The organism is Streptomyces sp. NPDC059850 (genome assembly GCF_042731515.1).
Lineage (GTDB): Bacteria > Actinomycetota > Actinomycetes > Streptomycetales > Streptomycetaceae > Streptomyces.
The window spans coordinates 22,298-41,589 of sequence record NZ_JBHWJI010000056.1 but is presented as its reverse complement, the minus strand read 5'-3'; the positions used below and the strand labels follow the sequence as shown (position 1 = coordinate 41,589).

Here is a 19,292-nt window from a genome sequence, read left to right as displayed (position 1 = left end):
GTGCGTATCCGGGACGAATCGCAGCCCGCACCCGGTCACCCGCCCAGACACGCGGCGCGCGGGCGGCTCGGCCGTCCCCGGACGCTGGTCGCGGCGTTCGCGGTGGGCGGGCTGGCCGTCACCGGTCTGGCGGGTATCTCGGGGGCCGCCGAAGAGGGCACGACCAAGGCGACCAAGGCGACCAAGGCCGCAGCCGCCCAGCTGGAGAAGCTGGACCGGGGTCTGGTCAGCGTCCGCTCGGGCAGCGACAACCTGGTCAGCTGGCGCTGGCTGGCCACCGACCCGGCCAATGTCGCCTTCAACGTCTACCGGGGCTCCACCAAGGTCAACGCGTCCCCGATCACGGGCTCGACCAACTACCTGGACAAGGGCGCGGCGGCCACCGAGACGTACACGGTGCGCGCCGTGGTGAACGGGACGGAGCAGCCCGCCTCACCCGGCGCCCTCGCGTTCCGCTCGGGTTACCTGGATGTCCCGATCTCGCCCCCGGCCGCCGGTTCCGGCTACACGTACGAGGCCAACGACGCCTCCGTGGGCGACCTGGACGGCGACGGCGACCTCGATCTCGTCCTCAAGTGGCAGCCGACGAACGCGAAGGACAACTCGCAGTCCGGCGTCACCGGCAACACGATCGTGGACGGCTACACCCTCCAGGGCAAGCGGCTGTGGCGCATCGACCTGGGCCGCAACATCCGCTCCGGCGCGCACTACACCCAGTTCCAGGTGTACGACTACGACGGCGACGGCAAGGCCGAGGTCGCGATGAAGACCGCGGACGGCACGGTCGACGGCGCGGGCAAGACGATCGGCAGCGCGTCCGCCGACCACCGCAACTCCGGCGGCTATGTGCTCACCGGCCCCGAGTTCCTGACGATGTTCAGCGGCAGCACGGGCGCCGCGCTGGACACCGTGGACTACGTCCCGGCGCGCGGCACGGTCTCCTCGTGGGGCGATTCGTACGGCAACCGGGTGGACCGCTTCCTCGCCGGGACGGCGTACCTCAACGGCTCCACGCCCTCCCTGATCGCGGCGCGCGGCTACTACACCCGCTCCGTCATCGCCGCCTGGGACTTCAAGGGCGGCAAGCTGACCCGCAAGTGGACGTTCGACACGAACAGCTCCACCAACAGCGGCAAGGGCTACGACGGGCAGGGCAACCACGCGCTGACCATCGGCGATGTGGACGGCGACAGCAAGGACGAGATCGTCTACGGCTCGATGGCCGTGGACGACAACGGCTCCGGGCTGTGGACGACGAAGAACGGCCACGGCGACGCGGCCCACCTCGGCGACCTCGACCCGTCCCGGCCGGGCCTGGAGTACTTCAAGGTCGACGAGGACTCCTCGAAGCCGTCCTCGTACCTGGCCGACGCCAAGACCGGCCAGGTGCTCTGGACGACCGGGGCCAACGGCGACAACGGGCGCGGCGTGGCCGGTGACATCTGGGCGGGCAACGACGGCGCCGAGATGTGGTCCGCGAAGGACGACCAGATCCGCTCGGCCTCCGGTGCCACCAAGGGCCGCAAGCCCTCCTCCATGAACTTCCTGTCCTGGTGGGACGGCGACCCGGTGCGCGAGCTGCTGGACGGTACGAAGGTCGACAAGTACGGGACGTCCGGCGAGTCCCGGCAGCTCACCGCCTCCGGGGTGCACTCGAACAACGGCACCAAGGCGAACCCGTCGCTGGCGGGCGACATCCTCGGCGACTGGCGCGAGGAGGTCATCTGGCCGACCACCGACAACACGGCGCTGCGGATCTACTCCACGCCGTACGAGACCGACCGGCGGATCACCACGCTGCTGCACGACCGGCAGTACCGCGAGGCGCTGGCCTGGCAGAACACCGGCTACAACCAGCCGCCCCACCCCAGCTTCTTCATCGGCAACAAGATGGCCACCCCGCCGCGGCCGTCCATCAAGACCCCCTGACCCCCTTTCCCTCCCGCATCACCCCCTTCCGCACAAGGAGCTGATATGGCAGAACGCAGCACCAGACGACTCGCGCTGGGCGGTGCCCTCGGCGCCATCGCCCTCACCGCGGGCGCGATCACCACCGGTCTTTCCCTGTCGGCCGCGTCGGCCGCCAGCTGGCCCACGCCCAGCGGCAGCCCGCAGGCGGTCACCAAGACGATCCCCGTCAGCGGGACCACCGACGGCGGCATGAAGCGCTACTACGGCGACGGCGACCTCGGCAGCGACAACCAGGGCGAGGACCAGGGCCCGCTGTTCGAACTGGCCGACGGCGCGACGCTCAAGAACGTCATCCTCGGCGCCCCGGCGGCCGACGGCGTGCACTGCAAGGGCAGCTGCACGCTGCAGAACGTCTGGTGGGAGGACGTCGGCGAGGACGCCGCCACGTTCCGCGGCACCGGTAAGACGTACAACGTCATCGGCGGCGGCGCCCGCAAGGCCGAGGACAAGATCTTCCAGTTCAACGGCGGCGGCACGCTCAACATCTCCAACTTCGCCGGGCAGGACTTCTCGACGTTCGTCCGCTCCTGCGGCAACTGCTCCAGCCAGTACAAGCGCACGATCAACGTGACCAACACCGAGATCACCGCCCCGGGCAAGGTCATCGGCGGGATCAACACCAACTACGGGGACTCGCTGACCCTGCGCAAGGTCACGATCGTCGGGGACAGCAGCAAGAAGATCGTCCCGTGTCAGAAGTACATCGGGAACAACACCGGCAAGGAGCCGACGAAGAACGGCAGCAACGCCGACGGCACGTACTGCAAGTACAGCAGCTCCGACCTCACCTACAAGTAGCCGTCAGGCGTAGCTGAGGTCCGCCGCCCGGTCCGTGATTTTTTGCGGGCCGGGCGGCAACGTCTTCCGTTCCGGTGGCGACTTCAGGGCGTACATGATCCCCCCACTCCCCCCACGGAATGGATACACATGGCACCGCAGCACCACAGACCGCGTCCCACCCGCAAGCGCGCCCTGATCGGCGGCCTCGGCGCCGCCGCCCTCACGATCGGCGCGATCACGGCCGGGACGATGCTCTCCTCGGCCTCGGCGTCCGCCGAGTGGCCCACCCCCGGTGACGACAAGCCGGTCAGCTCGACGCAGAAGATCTCCGGGGTCGTCGACGGCGAGATGCGGCGCTACATCGGCGAGGGCGAACTCGGCGACGGCGGCCAGGACGAGGGCCAGCCCGCGATGTTCGAACTCGCCGACGGCGCCACGCTGAAGAACGTCGTCATCGGCTCCCCCGCCGCCGACGGCATCCACTGCGAGGGCAGCTGCACCCTGCAGAACGTCTGGTGGGAGGACGTCGGCGAGGACGCCGCGACCTTCCTGGGCGGCGCCAACGCCAAGTACACGATCACGGGCGGCGGCGCGCGCAAGGCCGACGACAAGGTCTTCCAGCACAACGGCGGCGGCACGCTCACCATCCGCGACTTCGCCGTGCAGGACTTCGGCAAGCTCTACCGCTCGTGCGGCAACTGCTCGAAGCAGCAGAAGCGCGCGGTGGTGGTGGACGGCGTGGAGGTGACCGCACCGGGCAAGTCGCTCGTCGGCGTCAATGAGAACTTCGGGGACACCGCGAAGCTCAGCAACATCACGATCATCGGCGACAGCGGCAAGAAGATCGACCCCTGCGTCCGCTTCAAGGGCAACGACACCGGCGACGAGCCCGAGGAGACCGGCTCGGGACCGGACAGCAAGACCTGCCTCTACAAGGAGTCCGACATCTCCTACAAGTAGGCGCCCGGCACCGGCCCACCGCGCGCCGCGCGCGCGGTGGGCCCCCTGATGCGCACTTGTCGGGGCCCCCTCCCCACGAGACCCTGGCCGCCTTCGCATCGGGGAGGGTGGGAGGGATCGTTTCCATGGCGCACAGGAGGAGCACGCGCAGAAGGAGTCCGCACAGCAGGAGCAGAGGCCGCCGCCGGACGGCCGGGGCGCTGGCCGCCGCCGCGGTGGTACTGACGGGCGCGGCACTGCCCGCCCAGGCCGCGGGCTCGGCCGCGCACCACACGTACATCGTGACGCTGCAACGGGGGATTTCGGCCTCGTCCGGGCCGGGCAAGGACGTGGTCGAGGAGTACGGGGCGACGGTGCGCCGTACGTACAGCAGGGCGCTGAACGGCTTCGCCGTACGGGCCGACGAGGCGCAGGCGAGACGGCTCGCGGCGGACCCGGGCGTCGCCTCGGTGACCCGGGACGCCGAGGTGTCCCTGCGCGCCACCGCCACCACGCAGCCGTACCCGCCGTCGTGGGGTCTGGACCGGATCGATCAGCCCGCCGGGGCCGCGCTGGACGGGGCGTACACGGCGCCGTCCGGCGGCGGGCGCGGGACGACGGTCTACGTCATCGACTCCGGAGTGCGCACCAGCCACCGGGACTTCGGCGGCCGGGCCCGCTCCGGCTGGGACTTCGTGGACGACGACCCGGTGGCGCAGGACGGCAACGGCCATGGCACCCATGTGGCCGCGACCGCCGCGGGCGCGCAGTACGGCGTGGCGAAGAAGGCCGACCTCGTCGCCGTCCGGGTGCTGGACGACCGGGGCGAGGGCACCAGCGCCGAGGTGCTGGCCGGTCTGGACTGGGTGCTGCGGCACGCCCGGAAGCCGTCGGTGGTGAACCTGAGCCTGGGGTCGGCGATCGCGGGGCCGGTCCCGGAGTGGGACGAGGCGATACGCGCCGGAGCGCGCGCCGGTCTCACCTTCACCATCGCGGCGGGCAACGCGGGCCGGTCCGCGGGCGCGTATTCGCCGGGCCGGGTGCCCGAGGCGATCACGGTGGGTTCGACGGACCGGGCCGACCGCCGCTCGCGGTTCTCCAACTACGGCCCGGCGGTGGACCTGTTCGCGCCCGGCGACCGGATCGTCTCGGCCTCCCGGACGAGCGATACGGCGGCGGCGACGCTGTCGGGGACGTCGATGGCGGCGCCCCATGTCGCGGGCGCGGCGGCGCTCTACCTCGCCGCCCACCGCTCGGCGACCCCGGCCCGGGTGAGCGCGGCGCTCACGGCGGCAGCGGCCGAGGGCGCCGTACGGAACCCGGGGCGCGGCGCGCCGAACCGCCTGCTGCGGGTGGTCGGCTGACGCTGCGTCTGCCGCAGGCGGCTGAGACGGCATCTGCCGCCCCTCATGATTACGGTCATATCATCGGCCCCGCACGGATACGCGCGGGGCCGCTTCGCGTACCCCGCGTTACGAACCGGTAGTTAACGGGAACCCGGATTGTCTCCCGGTGTCCGGTGGGAAGGCTTCCCGAACGCGCCCCCCATGGCCGACCCCATCCGCCCACCAGAGTGAACGCGGACAGGAGCTGTCATGCCCGCAACCCATCGCCCGGCGGTAAAGCCTATACAAAGGACAAAAGCCGCCGCCGACCATCAAGCGCCCTCCGCACATCAGCCCGCGACGCCGTCAGGTGATCCTATGATCGGTCGTATTCCCATCCTGGATATCCGTCCGCTGATCGACTGCGGCCGCCGCCCCGCCAAGGCGGTCGTGGGCGAGACCTTCGAGGTCAGTGCCACCGTGTTCCGGGAGGGCCACGACGCGGTCAGCGCCAATGTCGTCCTCCGCGATCCGGCCGGACGCTCCGGGCCGTGGACCCCCTTACGCGAACTCGCCCCCGGCACCGACCGCCTCGGCGCCGAGATCACCCCCACCGCGCCCGGCCGCTGGTCGTACACGGTCGAGGCGTGGAGCGACCCCGTCGCCACCTGGCGCCAGCACGCCCGCATCAAGATCCCGGCCGGGATCGACACCGACCTGGTGCTGGAGGAGGGCGCCCGGCTGCACGAGAGAGCGGCGGCCGGAGTGCCCAAGAGCGACGGCCGGGAGGCGGTGCTCGGCGCCGTCGACGGGCTGCGCGACGAGCGCCGCCCGGTCGCCGACCGGCTCGCCGCGGCCCTCGCCCCCGAGGTCACCGACGCGCTCGACCGGCATCCGCTGCGCGAACTGGTCACCTCCTCGCGCCCGATGCCGCTCCAGGTCGAGCGGGAGCGCGCGCTGTTCGGCTCCTGGTACGAGCTGTTCCCGCGCTCCGAGGGCGCCAAGGTGGCGGAGGGGCGGCGGCCGGTCAGCGGGACGCTGCGTACCGCCGCCGAGCGGCTGCCCGCCATCGCCGCCGCCGGGTTCGACGTCGTCTATCTGCCGCCCGTCCACCCCATCGGCACCGCGTACCGCAAGGGCCCCAACAACACACTCTCGGCGGGCCCCTTCGACGTGGGCTCCCCCTGGGCGATCGGCTCCCCCGACGGCGGCCACGACGCGATCCACCCCGACCTCGGCACCCTGGACGACTTCGACCACTTCGTGGCCCGGGCGCGCGAGCTGCGCATGGAGGTGGCGCTCGACTTCGCGCTCCAGTGCTCGCCCGACCACCCCTGGGTCACCGAGCACCCCGAGTGGTTCCACCACCGCGCGGACGGGACGATCGCGTACGCCGAGAACCCGCCCAAGAAGTACCAGGACATCTACCCCATCGCCTTCGACGCCGACTTCCCCGGACTCGTCCGGGAGACCGAGCGGCTGCTGCGGTTCTGGATGTCCCACGGGGTGCGGATCTTCCGGGTCGACAACCCGCACACCAAGCCCGTGGTCTTCTGGGAGAAGGTGATCGGGGACATCAACCGCACCGACCCCGATGTGCTCTTCCTCGCCGAGGCGTTCACCCGGCCCGCGATGATGAACACGCTCGGCATGATCGGCTTCCAGCAGTCGTATACGTACTTCACCTGGCGCAACGACAAGCAGGAGCTGACCGACTACCTCACCGGGCTGTCCGGGGACGCGGCCGCCTGGATGCGGCCCAACTTCTTCGTCAACACCCCCGACATCCTCCACGCCTACCTCTCGGACGGCGGACGCCCGGCCTTCGCGATCCGGGCCGTCCTCGCCGCCACCCTCTCCCCCACCTGGGGTGTCTACGCGGGCTACGAGCTGTGCGAGAACACCCCGCTGCGCGCCGGGAGCGAGGAGTACCTCGACTCCGAGAAGTACCAGCTGCGCCCGCGCGACTGGGCGGGCGCGGAGCGTACCGGAGCGTCGCTCACCCCGCTGCTCACCCGGCTCAACCGGCTGCGCAGGCGGCACCCCGCCCTGCACCGGCTGCGCAACCTCCGATTCCACCACGCCGACAACGACTCCGTCATCGTCTACTCCAAGCGCACGGGCGACTCGTGCGTGCTCATCGTCGTCAACCTGGACCCCCACCACACCCAGGAGGCGACGGTCTCGTTGAACATGCCGGAACTCGGCCTCGACTGGCACGAGTCCGCCCCGGTGCGCGACGAGCTCACCGGCGAGACCTATCACTGGGGCAGGGACAACTACGTGCGCCTGGAGCCTGGGCGTGACATGGCCCCCGCGCACGTGCTCTCCCTGCGACCGTCCTCACCGATCGGAGGGTCACCCACATCATGATCGTCAACGAGCCCGTACCGGACAAGTTCGAAGACACCCCGGCCAAGGACCGCGACCCCGACTGGTTCAAACGCGCCGTCTTCTACGAGGTCCTGGTCCGCTCCTTCCAGGACAGCAACGGCGACGGCGTCGGCGACCTCAAGGGCATCACCGCCAAGCTGGACTATCTGCAGTGGCTCGGCGTCGACTGCCTCTGGCTGCCGCCCTTCTTCGCCTCCCCGCTGCGCGACGGCGGCTACGACGTCTCGGACTACACGGCCGTGCTGCCGGAGTTCGGGGATCTCGCCGACTTCGTCGAGTTCGTGGACGCCACGCACCAGCGCGGCATGCGCGTCATCATCGACTTTGTCATGAACCACACCAGTGATCAGCATCCGTGGTTCCAGGAGTCCCGCACCGATCCGGACGGACCGTACGGCGACTACTACGTCTGGGCCGACGACGACAAGCAGTACCAGGACGCCCGCATCATCTTCGTCGACACCGAGACGTCCAACTGGACCTTTGATCCGGTACGCAAGCAGTACTACTGGCACCGCTTCTTCTCGCATCAGCCGGACCTCAACTTCGAGAACCCGGCCGTCCAGGAGGAGGTACTGGCAGCCCTGCGCTTCTGGCTGGACCTCGGCATCGACGGATTCCGGCTGGACGCCGTGCCGTATCTGTACGCGGAGGAGGGCACCAACTGCGAGAACCTCCCCCGCACCCATGAACTCCTCAAGCGCGTCCGCGCCGAGATCGACGCCCACTACCCGGACACGGTGCTGCTGGCCGAGGCCAACCAGTGGCCGGAGGACGTCGTCGACTACTTCGGCGACTACGAGGCGGGCGGCGACGAATGCCACATGGCGTTCCACTTCCCCGTCATGCCGCGCATCTTCATGGCCGTGCGGCGCGAGTCCCGCTACCCCGTCTCGGAGATCCTCTCCAAGACCCCCGCCATCCCGTCCGGCTGCCAGTGGGGCATCTTCCTGCGCAACCACGACGAGCTGACGCTGGAAATGGTCACCGACGAAGAGCGCGACTATATGTACGCGGAGTACGCCAAGGATCCGCGCATGCGCGCCAACATCGGCATCCGGCGGCGGCTGGCCCCGCTGCTGGACAACGACCGCAACCAGATCGAGCTGTTCACGGCGCTGCTGCTGTCCCTCCCGGGGTCGCCGATCCTCTACTACGGGGACGAGATCGGCATGGGCGACAACATCTGGCTCGGCGACCGCGACGCCGTACGCACCCCCATGCAGTGGACCCCCGACCGCAACGCGGGCTTCTCCTCCTGCGATCCGGGGCGGCTCTTCCTCCCCACGATCATGGATCCGGTCTACGGGTATCAGGTCACCAACGTCGAGGCCTCCATGTCCTCGCCGTCCTCCCTGCTCCACTGGACCCGGCGGATGATCGAGATCCGCAAGCAGAATCCGGCCTTCGGGCTGGGCTCCTTCACCGAGCTGCCCTCCTCGAACCCCGCCGTCCTCGCCTTTCTGCGCGAGGCCCCGCGGACTCCGGACGGGGAGGACGACCTGGTGCTGTGCGTGCACAACTTCTCGCGCTTCGCCCAGCCGACGGAGCTGGACCTGCAGTCCTTCGCGGGCCGCCACCCGGTCGAGCTGATCGGCGGCGTCCGCTTTCCCGCGATCGGCGAACTCCCGTACCTGCTCACCCTGGCGGGCCACGGCTTCTACTGGTTCCGCCTGCGCCGAGCCGACCCCGTGCCCCGGCCCATGGTCTAGCCCCCACCCCGCCCCTTCCCGAAACCGGTGCTCCGCCCCGGACCCCGCCCCCCATCGCGCCTGGCACCGCAGGCGCGCTCCGGGCCTGCGCCCCAGCCCCCGCAGCACTGCCTCGGCGGTCGCGTCTCTCACGCCCGGTGGCGAGAGCGGTCTCGCCCCCGCCCCGGCCCAGCACCGGGGGCCACCACCCCGGCGCGGGCCCGGCACGGCGGCCCGAGGGCGCAGCCCCGAGCTGGGCCGGGGGCCAGGGGCGCAACCCCGAAGCGGGGGCCAGGGGCGCACCCCCGTGGCCGGGACCCGGAGCGCAACCCCGTGGGGGCCAGGGGCGCACCCCCGAGGCCGGGACCCGGAGCGCAACCCCGTGGGGGCCAGGGGCGCACCCTCGAGGCCGGGACCCGGAGCGCAACCCCGTGGGGGCCGGGAGCGCAACCCCGAGGCCGAGGCCGGGAGCGCAACCCCGAAGCCGGGACCCGGAGCGCAACCCCGAGGCCGGGGCCAGGGGCGCAACCCCGAAGCCGGGACCCGGAGCGCAACCCCGTGGGGGCCGGGGGCGCAACCCCGAAGCCGAGGCCAGGGGCGCACCCCCGAAGCCGGGACCCGGAGCACAACCCCGTGGGGGCCAGGGGCGCGCAACCCCGAAGCCGGGACCCGGAGCGCAACCCCGAGGCCGGGGCCAGGGGCGCAACCCCGAAGCCGAGGCCGGGAGCGCACCCCCGAAGCCGGGGGCCAGAGGCGCAACCCCGAACACGGGCCCGGCACAAGCCCGGACGCGGGACAGGGGCGCAATCCCGCAGCCGGGCCCGGGGGCGCAATCCCGAGGCCGGGGCCGTGGGCGCAGCCCCGAGGCGGGTCCGGGGCGGAGCCCCGAAGTAAGACCCAGGGGCGCAACCCCGAAGCGGGGGTCCGGGACGCAACCCCGAAGCGGGGGTCCGGGACGCAACCCCGAAGCGGGGGGTCCGGGGCGCAGCACCGAAGCGGGGCCCAGAGGCGCAACCCCGAACACGGGCCCGGCACAAGCCCGGACGCGGGACGGGGGCGCAATCCCGGACGCAGCCCGGCGTGGAGGCCGGGGGCACAACCCCGTGGCCGGGGCCGGGGGCGCAGCCCTGGTGGGGTCCAGGGGCGCAGCCCCATGGGGGTCGGGGCGGAGCCCCGGTTCGGGAAGGGGCGGGGTGGGGGAAACCCGCGCCTCCGGCCGACGTGGCGTTTCCGGGTGGGCTTCATGGGCACTCTGACTACGTACCGCCACCGGCGGAGCCGATCGCGTACTCCGTACTCGCCGTACGGACGATCCTCGCCCGACACGTCCCGCACCGTCGCACAGTCAATGCCGCAATCCGGGACACTTTGCCCTGATCTGTCGTGTGCCCGGGGAAAGGACGCGACGCCATGCCGGAAGCTTCGTTCTCCCGGGGGGCACACCACCCGCCGACCGCTTTACCGCCAGCCAGCCCGAACGCCGGTACCACCGGGCTGCTCGGGTCACTCGCGCCGCTGCTCGCCGAGTGGCTCCCCCGGCAGCGCTGGTTCGCGGGCAAGGGCCGTCCCATCACCGGCTTCGCCCTCGTCGCCGCGACGGAGATACTGCCCTGCCCGCCCGGCGGCGCCGCCCCCGGGCTGCTCCATCTGCTCGTCCGCGCCCAGCAGCCGGAACCGCCCGGTCACCGGCACGGTTTCGGCTGCGGCCACCGCCGTGGCGCGGCCGCCAGCGACTGCTACCAGATCCTGCTCGGGGTCCGCTCGACCCTGCCGCCCTCCCTCGCCCCCGCCCTCGTCGGCCACCCCAGCGGCGGCCCGCTGGACGGCCGTACCGTGTACGAGGCGCTGGCCGACCCGCGCCTCGCCTCGCTCCTCCTGGAGCGGCTGCGCGTCCCCGGCCGCCTCGGCCCGCTGCGCTTCGTACGCGAACCCTCCAGCGCCATCCCGTCCATCCTGCCGCCCCGCCTGGTCACGGCCGAGCAGTCCAACTCCTCGGTGGTGTATGGCGATACGTTCATTCTCAAGTTCTTCCGGCGCGTCAGCCCCGGCACCAACCCCGACCTCGAACTCCCCCTCGCCCTCGCCCGCACCGGCTGCACCCGGGTGCCCGCCCCCGCCGCCTGGTTCGAGGCGGCCCCGCCGCCGGAGGGGCCAGGACCGCGCCCGGAGCCGTTCACGCTCGGCGTCCTGCAGCCGTACCTCGCCGGGTCCACCGACGGCTGGCAGCTCGCCCTCGACGCCCTCTCCGTACGCGCCGACTTCGCCGACGCCGCCCGCGCCCTCGGCCAGGCCACGGCCGAGGTGCACCTCGCGATGGCCCGTACGCTCCCCGTCTCCGTACTGCGCCGCCCGCAGATCGAACACCTCGCGGCCGCCATGAGCGAACGCCTCGACTCGGCCGCCGCCGCGGTGCCCGCGCTCCAGCCGTACCGGGCCGCGCTGCACGCCGCGTACGAGGACGTCGCCGCCCTCGGCCGCGCCGGGCGCACCTGGGCGGCCCAGCGCATCCACGGCGATCTGCACCTGGGGCAGTCCCTGCTGACGGCGGAACGGCAGTGGTCGCTGATCGACTTCGAGGGCGAGCCGTCCCGTCCGCTCGCCGAACGCCGCCGCCCGCAGCCGCCGGTCCGCGACATCGCCGGAATGCTCCGTTCCTTCGACTACGCGGCGGCCGTGGGCGGCCAGGAGGCCGCGCAGGACTGGGCGGCACGGATGCGCGACGCGTACTGCGCGGGGTACGCGGAGGCCTCCGGCACGGATCCGCGCGACGAACCGGAACTGCTGCGCGCCCATGAGACCGACAAGGCGGTGTACGAGGTCCTCTACGAGGCCCGCCACCGCCCCGACTGGCTGCCGGTCCCGATGACCGCGATCCGCCGCCTGGCCGCCGCCGTCCGCTGACCCCCTCCGACCCACCCTCCAACACCCCCGGGAGGACCACCCCGTGACCGCACGACCGCCGTCCGGCCAGCACCCGTCCGACGCCGACCCGGCCACCACCGGCCCCAGGACGGGCCCGGCGGTCCCGCCCACGTTCCTCCCGGGCCGATCGGCGCGCACGGCCAAGCCCCGGCCGGAACGCCCCCGCGCCGACGCACCCGAGCCCGCCGCCCCGGCTACCGAACCGGACGTCGAGGCCGGGCTGCGGGGGCCCGAATCGCCCCGCCGGGACCCCCACTCGCCGCAATCCGCGGGCATCAAGCCCGGCTCGCGGCTGTCGTACGGGGCAGCGCCCGAGCCTCGGGCGCCTCGGGCGGCCGGGGCCGCGCCCGCCGACGTACGGCAGCCGCCACCGTCCGCGCCCGCGCCGGAGGCGGCCCCGTACGACTACCTCGACGTGCGGGCCGCCGAGCCGATCGGGGCGGCGGAGCGGGGGCGGTTGCTTGGTGGGGGGTGTCACGATCCGCATGCGGTGCTCGGGGCGCACCCCGTCACCCGCGGGGTCCGGTTCCGGGCGCTGCGGCCGTACGCGCGGGCCGTCACCGTCGTGGCCGACGGGGTGCGGGCGCGGCTCCGCGCGGAGGGGGACGGGGTGTTCTCCGGGGTGCTGCCGCTGGCGGACGTCCCCGAGTACCGGCTGCTCGTGGCGTACGACGACGCCGAAGTAGAGGCACACGACCCGTATCGGTTCCTGCCCGCGCTCGGCGAACTCGATCTGCACCTCATCGGCGAGGGCCGCCACGAGGAGCTGTGGCGGGCGCTCGGCGCGCAGCCGATGACGCACCACGGGGTGGTCGGCACACGCTTCACCGTCTGGGCGCCGAACGCGCGCGGGGTCCGGGTCACCGGGGACTTCTGCCACTGGGACGGCACCGGCTTCCCGATGCGCTCGCTCGGCTCCAGCGGCGTATGGGAGCTGTTCATCCCCGGCGTCGGCGAGGGCGCGCTGTACAAGTTCGAGATCACACGGCCCGACGGCAGCCGCACGGTCCGCGCGGATCCGATGGCGCGGCGTACCGAGTGCCCGCCCGCGACCGCCTCCGTCGTGCACGCCTCGCACCACCACTGGCACGACGAGGACTGGATGGCGCGGCGGGGCAGCGGGCGGGTGCATGAGCTGCCGTTCTCGGTGTACGAGGTGCACCTGCCGTCGTGGCGCCCCGGGCTGACGTACCGGCAGCTGGCCGAGCAGCTGCCCGCGTACGTCAAGGACCTCGGCTTCACCCACGTCGAGCTGATGCCGGTGGCCGAGCATCCGTTCGGTGGCTCCTGGGGCTACCAGGTGACCGGGTTCTACGCGCCCACGGCCCGCCTCGGATCGCCCGACGACTTCAAGTACCTGGTCGACGCGCTGCACCGGGCGGGCATCGGGGTGCTGGTGGACTGGGTGCCCGCGCACTTCCCCCGGGACGCGTGGGCGCTCGCCGAGTTCGACGGGCGGCCGCTTTACGAACCCGCCGACCCGCAGCGGGCAGCACACCCCGACTGGGGGACGCTCGAATTCGACTACGGCCGCACGGAGGTGCGGAACTTCCTGGTCGCGAACGCGGTCTACTGGTGCGAGGAGTTCCACATCGACGGTCTGCGGGTGGACGCCGTGGCGTCCATGCTCTACCTCGACTACTCCCGCGAGCCCGGCCAGTGGACGCCCAACGCGCACGGCGGCCGGGAGAACCTGGACGCGGTGGCGTTCCTCCAGGAGATGAACGCGACGGTCTACCGCCGCTGCCCCGGCGTCGTGACCATCGCCGAGGAGTCCACCGCCTGGGACGGCGTCACCCGGGCCACCCACCACGTGGGCCCGAGCGGCTTCGGCGGGCTCGGCTTCGGGCTGAAGTGGAACATGGGGTGGATGCACGATTCGCTCGGCTACGTGGCGCATGAGCCGGTGCACCGGAAGTACCACCACCACGAGATGACGTTCTCGATGGTGTACGCGTACAGCGAGAACTACGTGCTCCCCATCTCGCACGACGAGGTGGTGCACGGGAAGCGCGCGCTGGTGAGCAAGATGCCGGGCGACTGGTGGCAGCAGCGCGCCGACCACCGGGCGTACCTCGGCTTCATGTGGGCGCACCCGGGCAAGCAACTGCTCTTCATGGGGCAGGAGTTCGCGCAAGGGGCGGAGTGGTCGGAGCGCCACGGCCCGGACTGGTGGCTGCTGGACCCCTCGTACTCGGCGGAGGCCGACCACCGGGGCGTGCGCGACCTGGTGCGCGACCTCAACCGGACCTACGCGGCGACGCCGCCGCTGTGGCAGCGGGACACGGAGCCGGAGGGGTTCGCGTGGGTGGAGGGGGACGGACACGAGGACAACGTCTTTGCCTTCCTCCGCTTCGACGCGGACGGCTCCCCGCTGCTCGCGGTCAGCAACTTCTCGCCAGTGGTGCGGCACGCGTACCGGGTGGGCGTACCGGACGCGGTCCCGCTGTGGCGGGAGGTGCTGAACACCGACGACGCGCGGTACGGCGGCAGCGGCGTCCGCAATCCGGAACCGCTGAAGGCCGAGCCGACCGCCGCCCACGGCCGCCCGGCCAGCCTGCTGCCCACCCTCCCGCCGCTGGCCACGATCTGGCTGCGCCCGGCCTGAGCCCGCGTTCACAAGGTTGACGCAAACGGTTGACGACTGACGTGGACACGCCTAAAGAGGGTGTGAGAGCGCTCTCACCCCCTTCAGGAGGTACGTCCATGCGTCGCCCCCACAGAGCCCGATCCGCCCTCAGATCGGCGTTAGCCGCACTCGCCGCCACCGCCGCCGCCACCACCGTCGCCCTCTTCGGCGCCACGTCCGTACAGGCCGACGTGCCGCCCGCGCCCGGCTGGACCCTCCAGTGGAGCGATGACTTCACCGGGGCGGCCAACACCCTGCCCTCCGCCGCCAACTGGCAGATCGACACCGGCCACAGCTACCCCGGCGGCCCCGGCAACTGGGGCACGGGCGAGATCCAGAACTACACCAACTCCACCAGCAACCTCAGCCTCGACGGCAGCGGCAACCTCCGCATCACCCCGCTGCGCGACGGCGCGGGCAACTGGACCTCGGCCCGCATCGAGACCAAGCGCGCCGACTTCAAGGCCCCGGCGGGCGGTGTGCTGCGCATGGAGGGCCGAATTCAGATGCCGAACGTCACCGGCACCGCCGCCCTCGGCTACTGGCCCGCCTTCTGGGCGCTCGGCAGCCCGTACCGGGGCAACTACCAGAACTGGCCCGGCATCGGCGAGTTCGACATCATGGAGAACGTCAACGGGATCAACTCCGTCTGGGGCGTGCTCCACTGCGGCGTGAACCCGGGCGGCGCCTGCAACGAGTCCACCGGCCTCGGCGCCAGCCGCGCCTGCCCGGGCTCGACCTGCCAGTCCGCGTTCCACACCTACCGCTTCGAATGGGACCGCTCGGCCACCCCGAACCAGCTGCGCTGGTACGTGGACGGCCAGCAGTTCCACAGCATCAGCCAGGGCCAGGTCGACGCCACCACCTGGTCCAACATGACCGACCACGCGGGCTACTTCATGCTGCTCAACGTGGCGATGGGCGGCGCCTTCCCCAATGGCGTCCACGGCTCGGCCACGCCCACGGCGGCCACCGTCCCCGGCCACCCCATGCTCGTCGACTACGTCGGGGTCTGGACCCGGGGCGGCGGCGGAACCGACCCCGGCACCGGCTCCGCCACCCTCTACCCGGGCTCGGGCGGCGCGCTCGGCGCGGCCTCCTCGTCCGCGACCGCCACGACCCTGGCCTCGGCGGGCGGCGCCAACCACGACGGGACGCCGCACCAGCCGCAGACGTTCACCTCGTCCGGCATCACGCGCACGTACAACGGCGGCTCGACGGCCTTCGACCTGTTCGTGGACGCGGGCACGACGATCGCCAACGGGCAGCAGGTGAGGGTGAGTTACGACCTCACCGGCGACGGCAGCTGGGACCGGACCGAGACCTACCAGTACTTCGCCACCGATCCGTCCCCGGGCTACGAGCACTACACCCAGGCCCGGGGCCTGAAGTCCACGACCGGCTCGGCGCTGGGCAACCTCAGCAACGGCAAGGTCCGCGTCGAGGTGTGGAACGCCATCGGCAACGGCACCAGCACCCTCGGCACCGGCAACCAGTCCACCGTCCGCATCCCCTTCAGCTAGCGCTATCGGGCTCGGGCTCGTCCAGCCGGGCGAGCCCGTCCCGGACCAGGTCCGCGTCCGGGTGGCCGAGGGCGTCGAAGCGGCTCAGCGCCGCGCGCCAGCTGTCCCGCGCCCCGGCCACGTCCCCGGCGGTCCGCTGGGCGTCGCCCAGCCGGTACAGCGACTCGGCCTCCCGCACCCGCTCGTCAAGACCGCGCCGCAGCTCGACCGCGCGCCGGTAGCAGGCGATGGCCTGCTGGTGGTCGCCGAGGTGGTGGTGGGCGTACCCGAGGCTGTCCCACGCGGCCGACTCGCCGCGCCCGTCGCCCGCCTCCCGCAGCAGGGCGAGCGCCTTGGCGCAGTGCACCAGGGTCTGGCGGCAGTCGCCGAGCATGGCGTACGCCCAGCCCATGTTGTTGAGCGCGTACGCCTCTCCCCTGCGGTGACCGGCCACCTGGTACAGCTCCATCGAGCGCCGGGCGTGGTACAGCAGCTCCTCGTCGCGGCCCTGCCGCTCGGCCGTCATGTTGAGCGCGACATGGATACGGGCCTGGCCGATGTGGTTGGCGGTCTCGCCGTGCAGGTCGAGCGAGCGCAGCAGATGGCCACGGGCCCGGTCGTACCGCCCCATCCGCAGATCGGCGAGGCCGAGCCCGTGGCGGGCGTGGGCCTGACCGGCCGGATCGGCGATGCGGTGGGCGGCGCCGAGGGCGATGCGGTGGATGGTGCGCTGGTCGTGCCAGTGGCCGAGCTGGTCCAGGTACTCCGCCAGCGTCCAGGACAGCTGCCACGCGTGGGTCTCGAACCCGGCGTCCGCGGCCCGCTGGAGGGCCGCGATCAGCACCGGGTGTTCCAGGGTGAACCAGGTGAGCGCCTGGGCGTGTTCGCCGAACGTCTCGACGGCGACACCGGGCCGCGCCGGGCCGAGCGCGATCGGCTCCCGGTACGGGGTGAAGGCGCGCCCGGCGGCGAAGGCGGAGTGCAGATAGTGGTCCAGCACCCGGTGCAGCGCCGACCGGCGCTCGTCCGCCGAATCGTGCTCCTGGGTCAGCTCCATGGCGTACGCGCGCAGCAGATCGTGGAACGCGTACCGGCCCGGGCTGCGCTCGGCGAGCAGATGAGCCCGGGTGAGCCTGCTCAGCAGCCTGCGCGCCTGCGCCACGTCCACCCCGGCGAGGGACGCGGCGGCGGGGGCCGCGATGTACGGGCCGGGGTGGACGCCGAGCAGCCGGAACAGCCGGGCGGCGTCGGCGCCGAGGGAGTGGTACGACCACGAGAACACGGCCCGGACGTCGGTGGTGGCGTCCCCGCCCTCGAACGCGTCGAGGCTGCCGCGCGCGCCGTGCAGCTCACCGGCGAGCGCCGCGATGCTGAACCGGGGGTGGGTGGCGGCGCGGGCGGCCACGATGGCGAGCGCGAGGGGCAGCCCCGCGCACACCGTGACCACGTCCTCCACGGCCTGCGGCTCGGCGGCGGCGCGCTCGGCGCCGATCCGGCCGATGAGCAGCTCGCGCGCCTCGGCGCGGCCGAGCAGATCCAGCGGCAGCGGCCGGGCCTGCTCCGCGACGACCAGCCCGGTGAGTTCGTTACGGCTGGTCAGCACCACCAGACAGCCGGGCGACCCGGGCAGCAGCGGACGTACCTGTTCGGCGTCGCGCGCGTTGTCGAGCAGGACCAGCACCCGGCGGTCGGCCAGCAGACTGCGGTAGAGGGCGGTCTGCGCCTCCACGGTGGCGGGGATGCGGTGCGCGGGCACCTGGAACGCGTCGAGGAACCCGCGGACCGCCTCGGCCACGGTCATCGCCGAGCCGGTGGGGCCGAAGCCGCGCAGGTTGACGTACAGCTGCCCATCGGGGAACCGGTCCCGCACCCGGTGCGCCCAGTGCACCGCGAGCGTGGTCTTGCCGAGCCCGCCGCTCCCCGCGATCACCCCGATCACGGCGGCGGTGGCGGTGGCGCGCAGCAGCGAGTCCAGCCCGCCGAGTTCGCGCTCGCGCCCGGTGAAGTGAGCGACGTCGGGCGGCAGTTGCGCGGGTACGGCGGTTCCGGCGGCGGGGGCGGTGTGCGGGCCCGGAGCGGCGGTGACGCCATCCTCGCTCCCGGACACCCCGGCGGCCCCGGCGGCCTCCGCCGCCCCGGGCGCGGTACGGGGCTCGGGCGCGCGCCCGGCCCCGGGAGCCGTGCGGGCCTCGGGCTCGTGCCCAGCGACCCCGGCGGCGCCTGCCGCCTCGGACGGGCCCCCGGGCTCGGCCGCGTGTCCGGCTCCGGGCTCGGCGCGCGCCCCGGACGTGTCCCCGGCCCCCGGGTCGGTACGGGGCGCGGGCACATACCCTGCCCCCTCCCCGGCCCCGGTTCCGAATCCGCCGCGCGCCTCAAGCGCTTGGCGGTGGAGGCGTTGCAGCTCCTCGCCCGGTTCTATGCCCAGCTCCTCGGCGTACCGCTGCCGGGTGGCGCGGAACAGCGCGAGGGCGTCGGCGCGCCGCCCCGACCGGCGCAGCGCCTCCATCAGCAGGGCCACCGAGCCCTCGCGCAGGGGGTGTTCGGCGACCAGGGCGGACAGTTGCGCGGCGGCCTCGTGGTGGCGCCCGGCGCGTACGTCGAGCGCGGCGCACTCCTCCACGGCGGCCCGCCGCTCCTCCTCCAGACCGGCCCCGACGGTGTCGGACAGCCAGCCACCCGCCACGTCGGCGAGCGCGGGTCCGCGCCACAACTGCAGGGCGGCGCGCAGCAGTCCGGCGGCCCGGTCGTCGTTCACGGTGCGGGCCTCGCGCACCAGGTCACGGAAGCGGTGCAGGTCGACGGCCGTGCGCGGGGTGGTGAGGCAGTAGCCCTTGGCGGAGGTGGTCAGTTCGGTGTCGGGCAGTGCGGCCAGGATGCGGCGCAGCTTGGATATCTGGACCTGTACGGCGTTGCGCGCGGAGCCCGGCGGGTCCTCGCCCCAGACGGCCATCACCAGCCGGTCGACGGAGACCACCCGGCCCGGTTCCATCACCAGCATCGCCAGCACGGAACGCTGCTGCGCGGCGGTCGGGCCCAGCAGCTGGTCGTCCCGCCAGATCCCCACGGGTCCCAAGAGGCGTAAGCCGGTCCCGTCCACGCGCTGCCCCCGTCGGTACCAGAGAATCAGTGTGCCAATCCC

Annotated in this window: 10 protein-coding genes; 9 read left to right on the top strand and 1 reads right to left on the bottom strand. The window is 72.7% G+C overall.

Annotated elements, in window-relative coordinates; genetic code table 11:
* From ACFV9T_RS33960 to ACFV9T_RS33920, 9 genes are all read left to right on the top strand, one after another.
* A complete protein-coding gene (locus ACFV9T_RS33960; RefSeq protein ID WP_385446355.1) occupies nucleotides 1–1,929 on the top strand; it encodes a rhamnogalacturonan lyase in 1,929 nt (642 codons plus the stop codon).
* Nucleotides 1,930–1,974: 45 nt separating this feature from the next.
* Complete coding sequence (locus tag ACFV9T_RS33955) at nucleotides 1,975–2,769, top strand: pectate lyase (RefSeq protein WP_385446354.1); 795 nt, start codon at nucleotides 1,975–1,977, stop codon at nucleotides 2,767–2,769.
* Between the two features lie 129 nt (nucleotides 2,770–2,898).
* The gene (locus tag ACFV9T_RS33950; RefSeq protein ID WP_385446353.1) at nucleotides 2,899–3,711 is read left to right on the top strand and encodes a pectate lyase; all 813 of its coding nucleotides are present in this window, start codon (nucleotides 2,899–2,901) and stop codon (nucleotides 3,709–3,711) included.
* A 125-nt stretch (nucleotides 3,712–3,836) separates the two neighbouring features.
* Nucleotides 3,837–5,054 carry a S8 family peptidase gene (locus ACFV9T_RS33945; protein ID WP_385446352.1) on the top strand — a complete coding sequence of 406 codons (1,218 nt, stop codon included), beginning with the start codon at nucleotides 3,837–3,839 and terminating at the stop codon, nucleotides 5,052–5,054.
* Nucleotides 5,055–5,393: 339 nt separating this feature from the next.
* Nucleotides 5,394–7,388, top strand: coding sequence for an alpha-1,4-glucan--maltose-1-phosphate maltosyltransferase (locus ACFV9T_RS33940; protein WP_385446351.1), 1,995 nt, complete (start codon nucleotides 5,394–5,396; stop codon nucleotides 7,386–7,388).
* On the top strand, nucleotides 7,385–9,121 hold the full coding sequence (gene treS, locus ACFV9T_RS33935; RefSeq protein WP_385446350.1) for a maltose alpha-D-glucosyltransferase: 1,737 nt from the start codon (nucleotides 7,385–7,387) through the stop codon (nucleotides 9,119–9,121). The genes ACFV9T_RS33940 and treS overlap by 4 nt, the downstream gene beginning before the upstream one ends.
* A gap of 1,389 nt (nucleotides 9,122–10,510) precedes the next feature.
* Nucleotides 10,511–12,001 (top strand): maltokinase, encoded by a 1,491-nt coding sequence (locus tag ACFV9T_RS33930; RefSeq protein ID WP_385446349.1) that lies wholly within the window; start codon nucleotides 10,511–10,513, stop codon nucleotides 11,999–12,001.
* Nucleotides 12,002–12,437: 436 nt separating this feature from the next.
* Entirely contained in the window at nucleotides 12,438–14,630 is a 2,193-nt protein-coding gene (gene glgB, locus ACFV9T_RS33925; protein WP_385446365.1) for a 1,4-alpha-glucan branching enzyme, read from the top strand.
* Between the two features lie 98 nt (nucleotides 14,631–14,728).
* A complete protein-coding gene (locus tag ACFV9T_RS33920; protein WP_385446348.1) occupies nucleotides 14,729–16,174 on the top strand; it encodes a glycoside hydrolase family 16 protein in 1,446 nt (481 codons plus the stop codon).
* On the opposite strand, the gene ACFV9T_RS33915 is transcribed toward ACFV9T_RS33920, so the two are convergent.
* Nucleotides 16,167–19,217: a BTAD domain-containing putative transcriptional regulator gene (locus tag ACFV9T_RS33915; protein WP_385446347.1), complete on the bottom strand. Its 3,051-nt coding sequence runs from the start codon at nucleotides 19,215–19,217 to the stop codon at nucleotides 16,167–16,169. The two genes, ACFV9T_RS33920 and ACFV9T_RS33915, sit on opposite strands and share 8 nt — an antisense overlap.
* Nucleotides 19,218–19,292 lie beyond the last annotated feature (75 nt).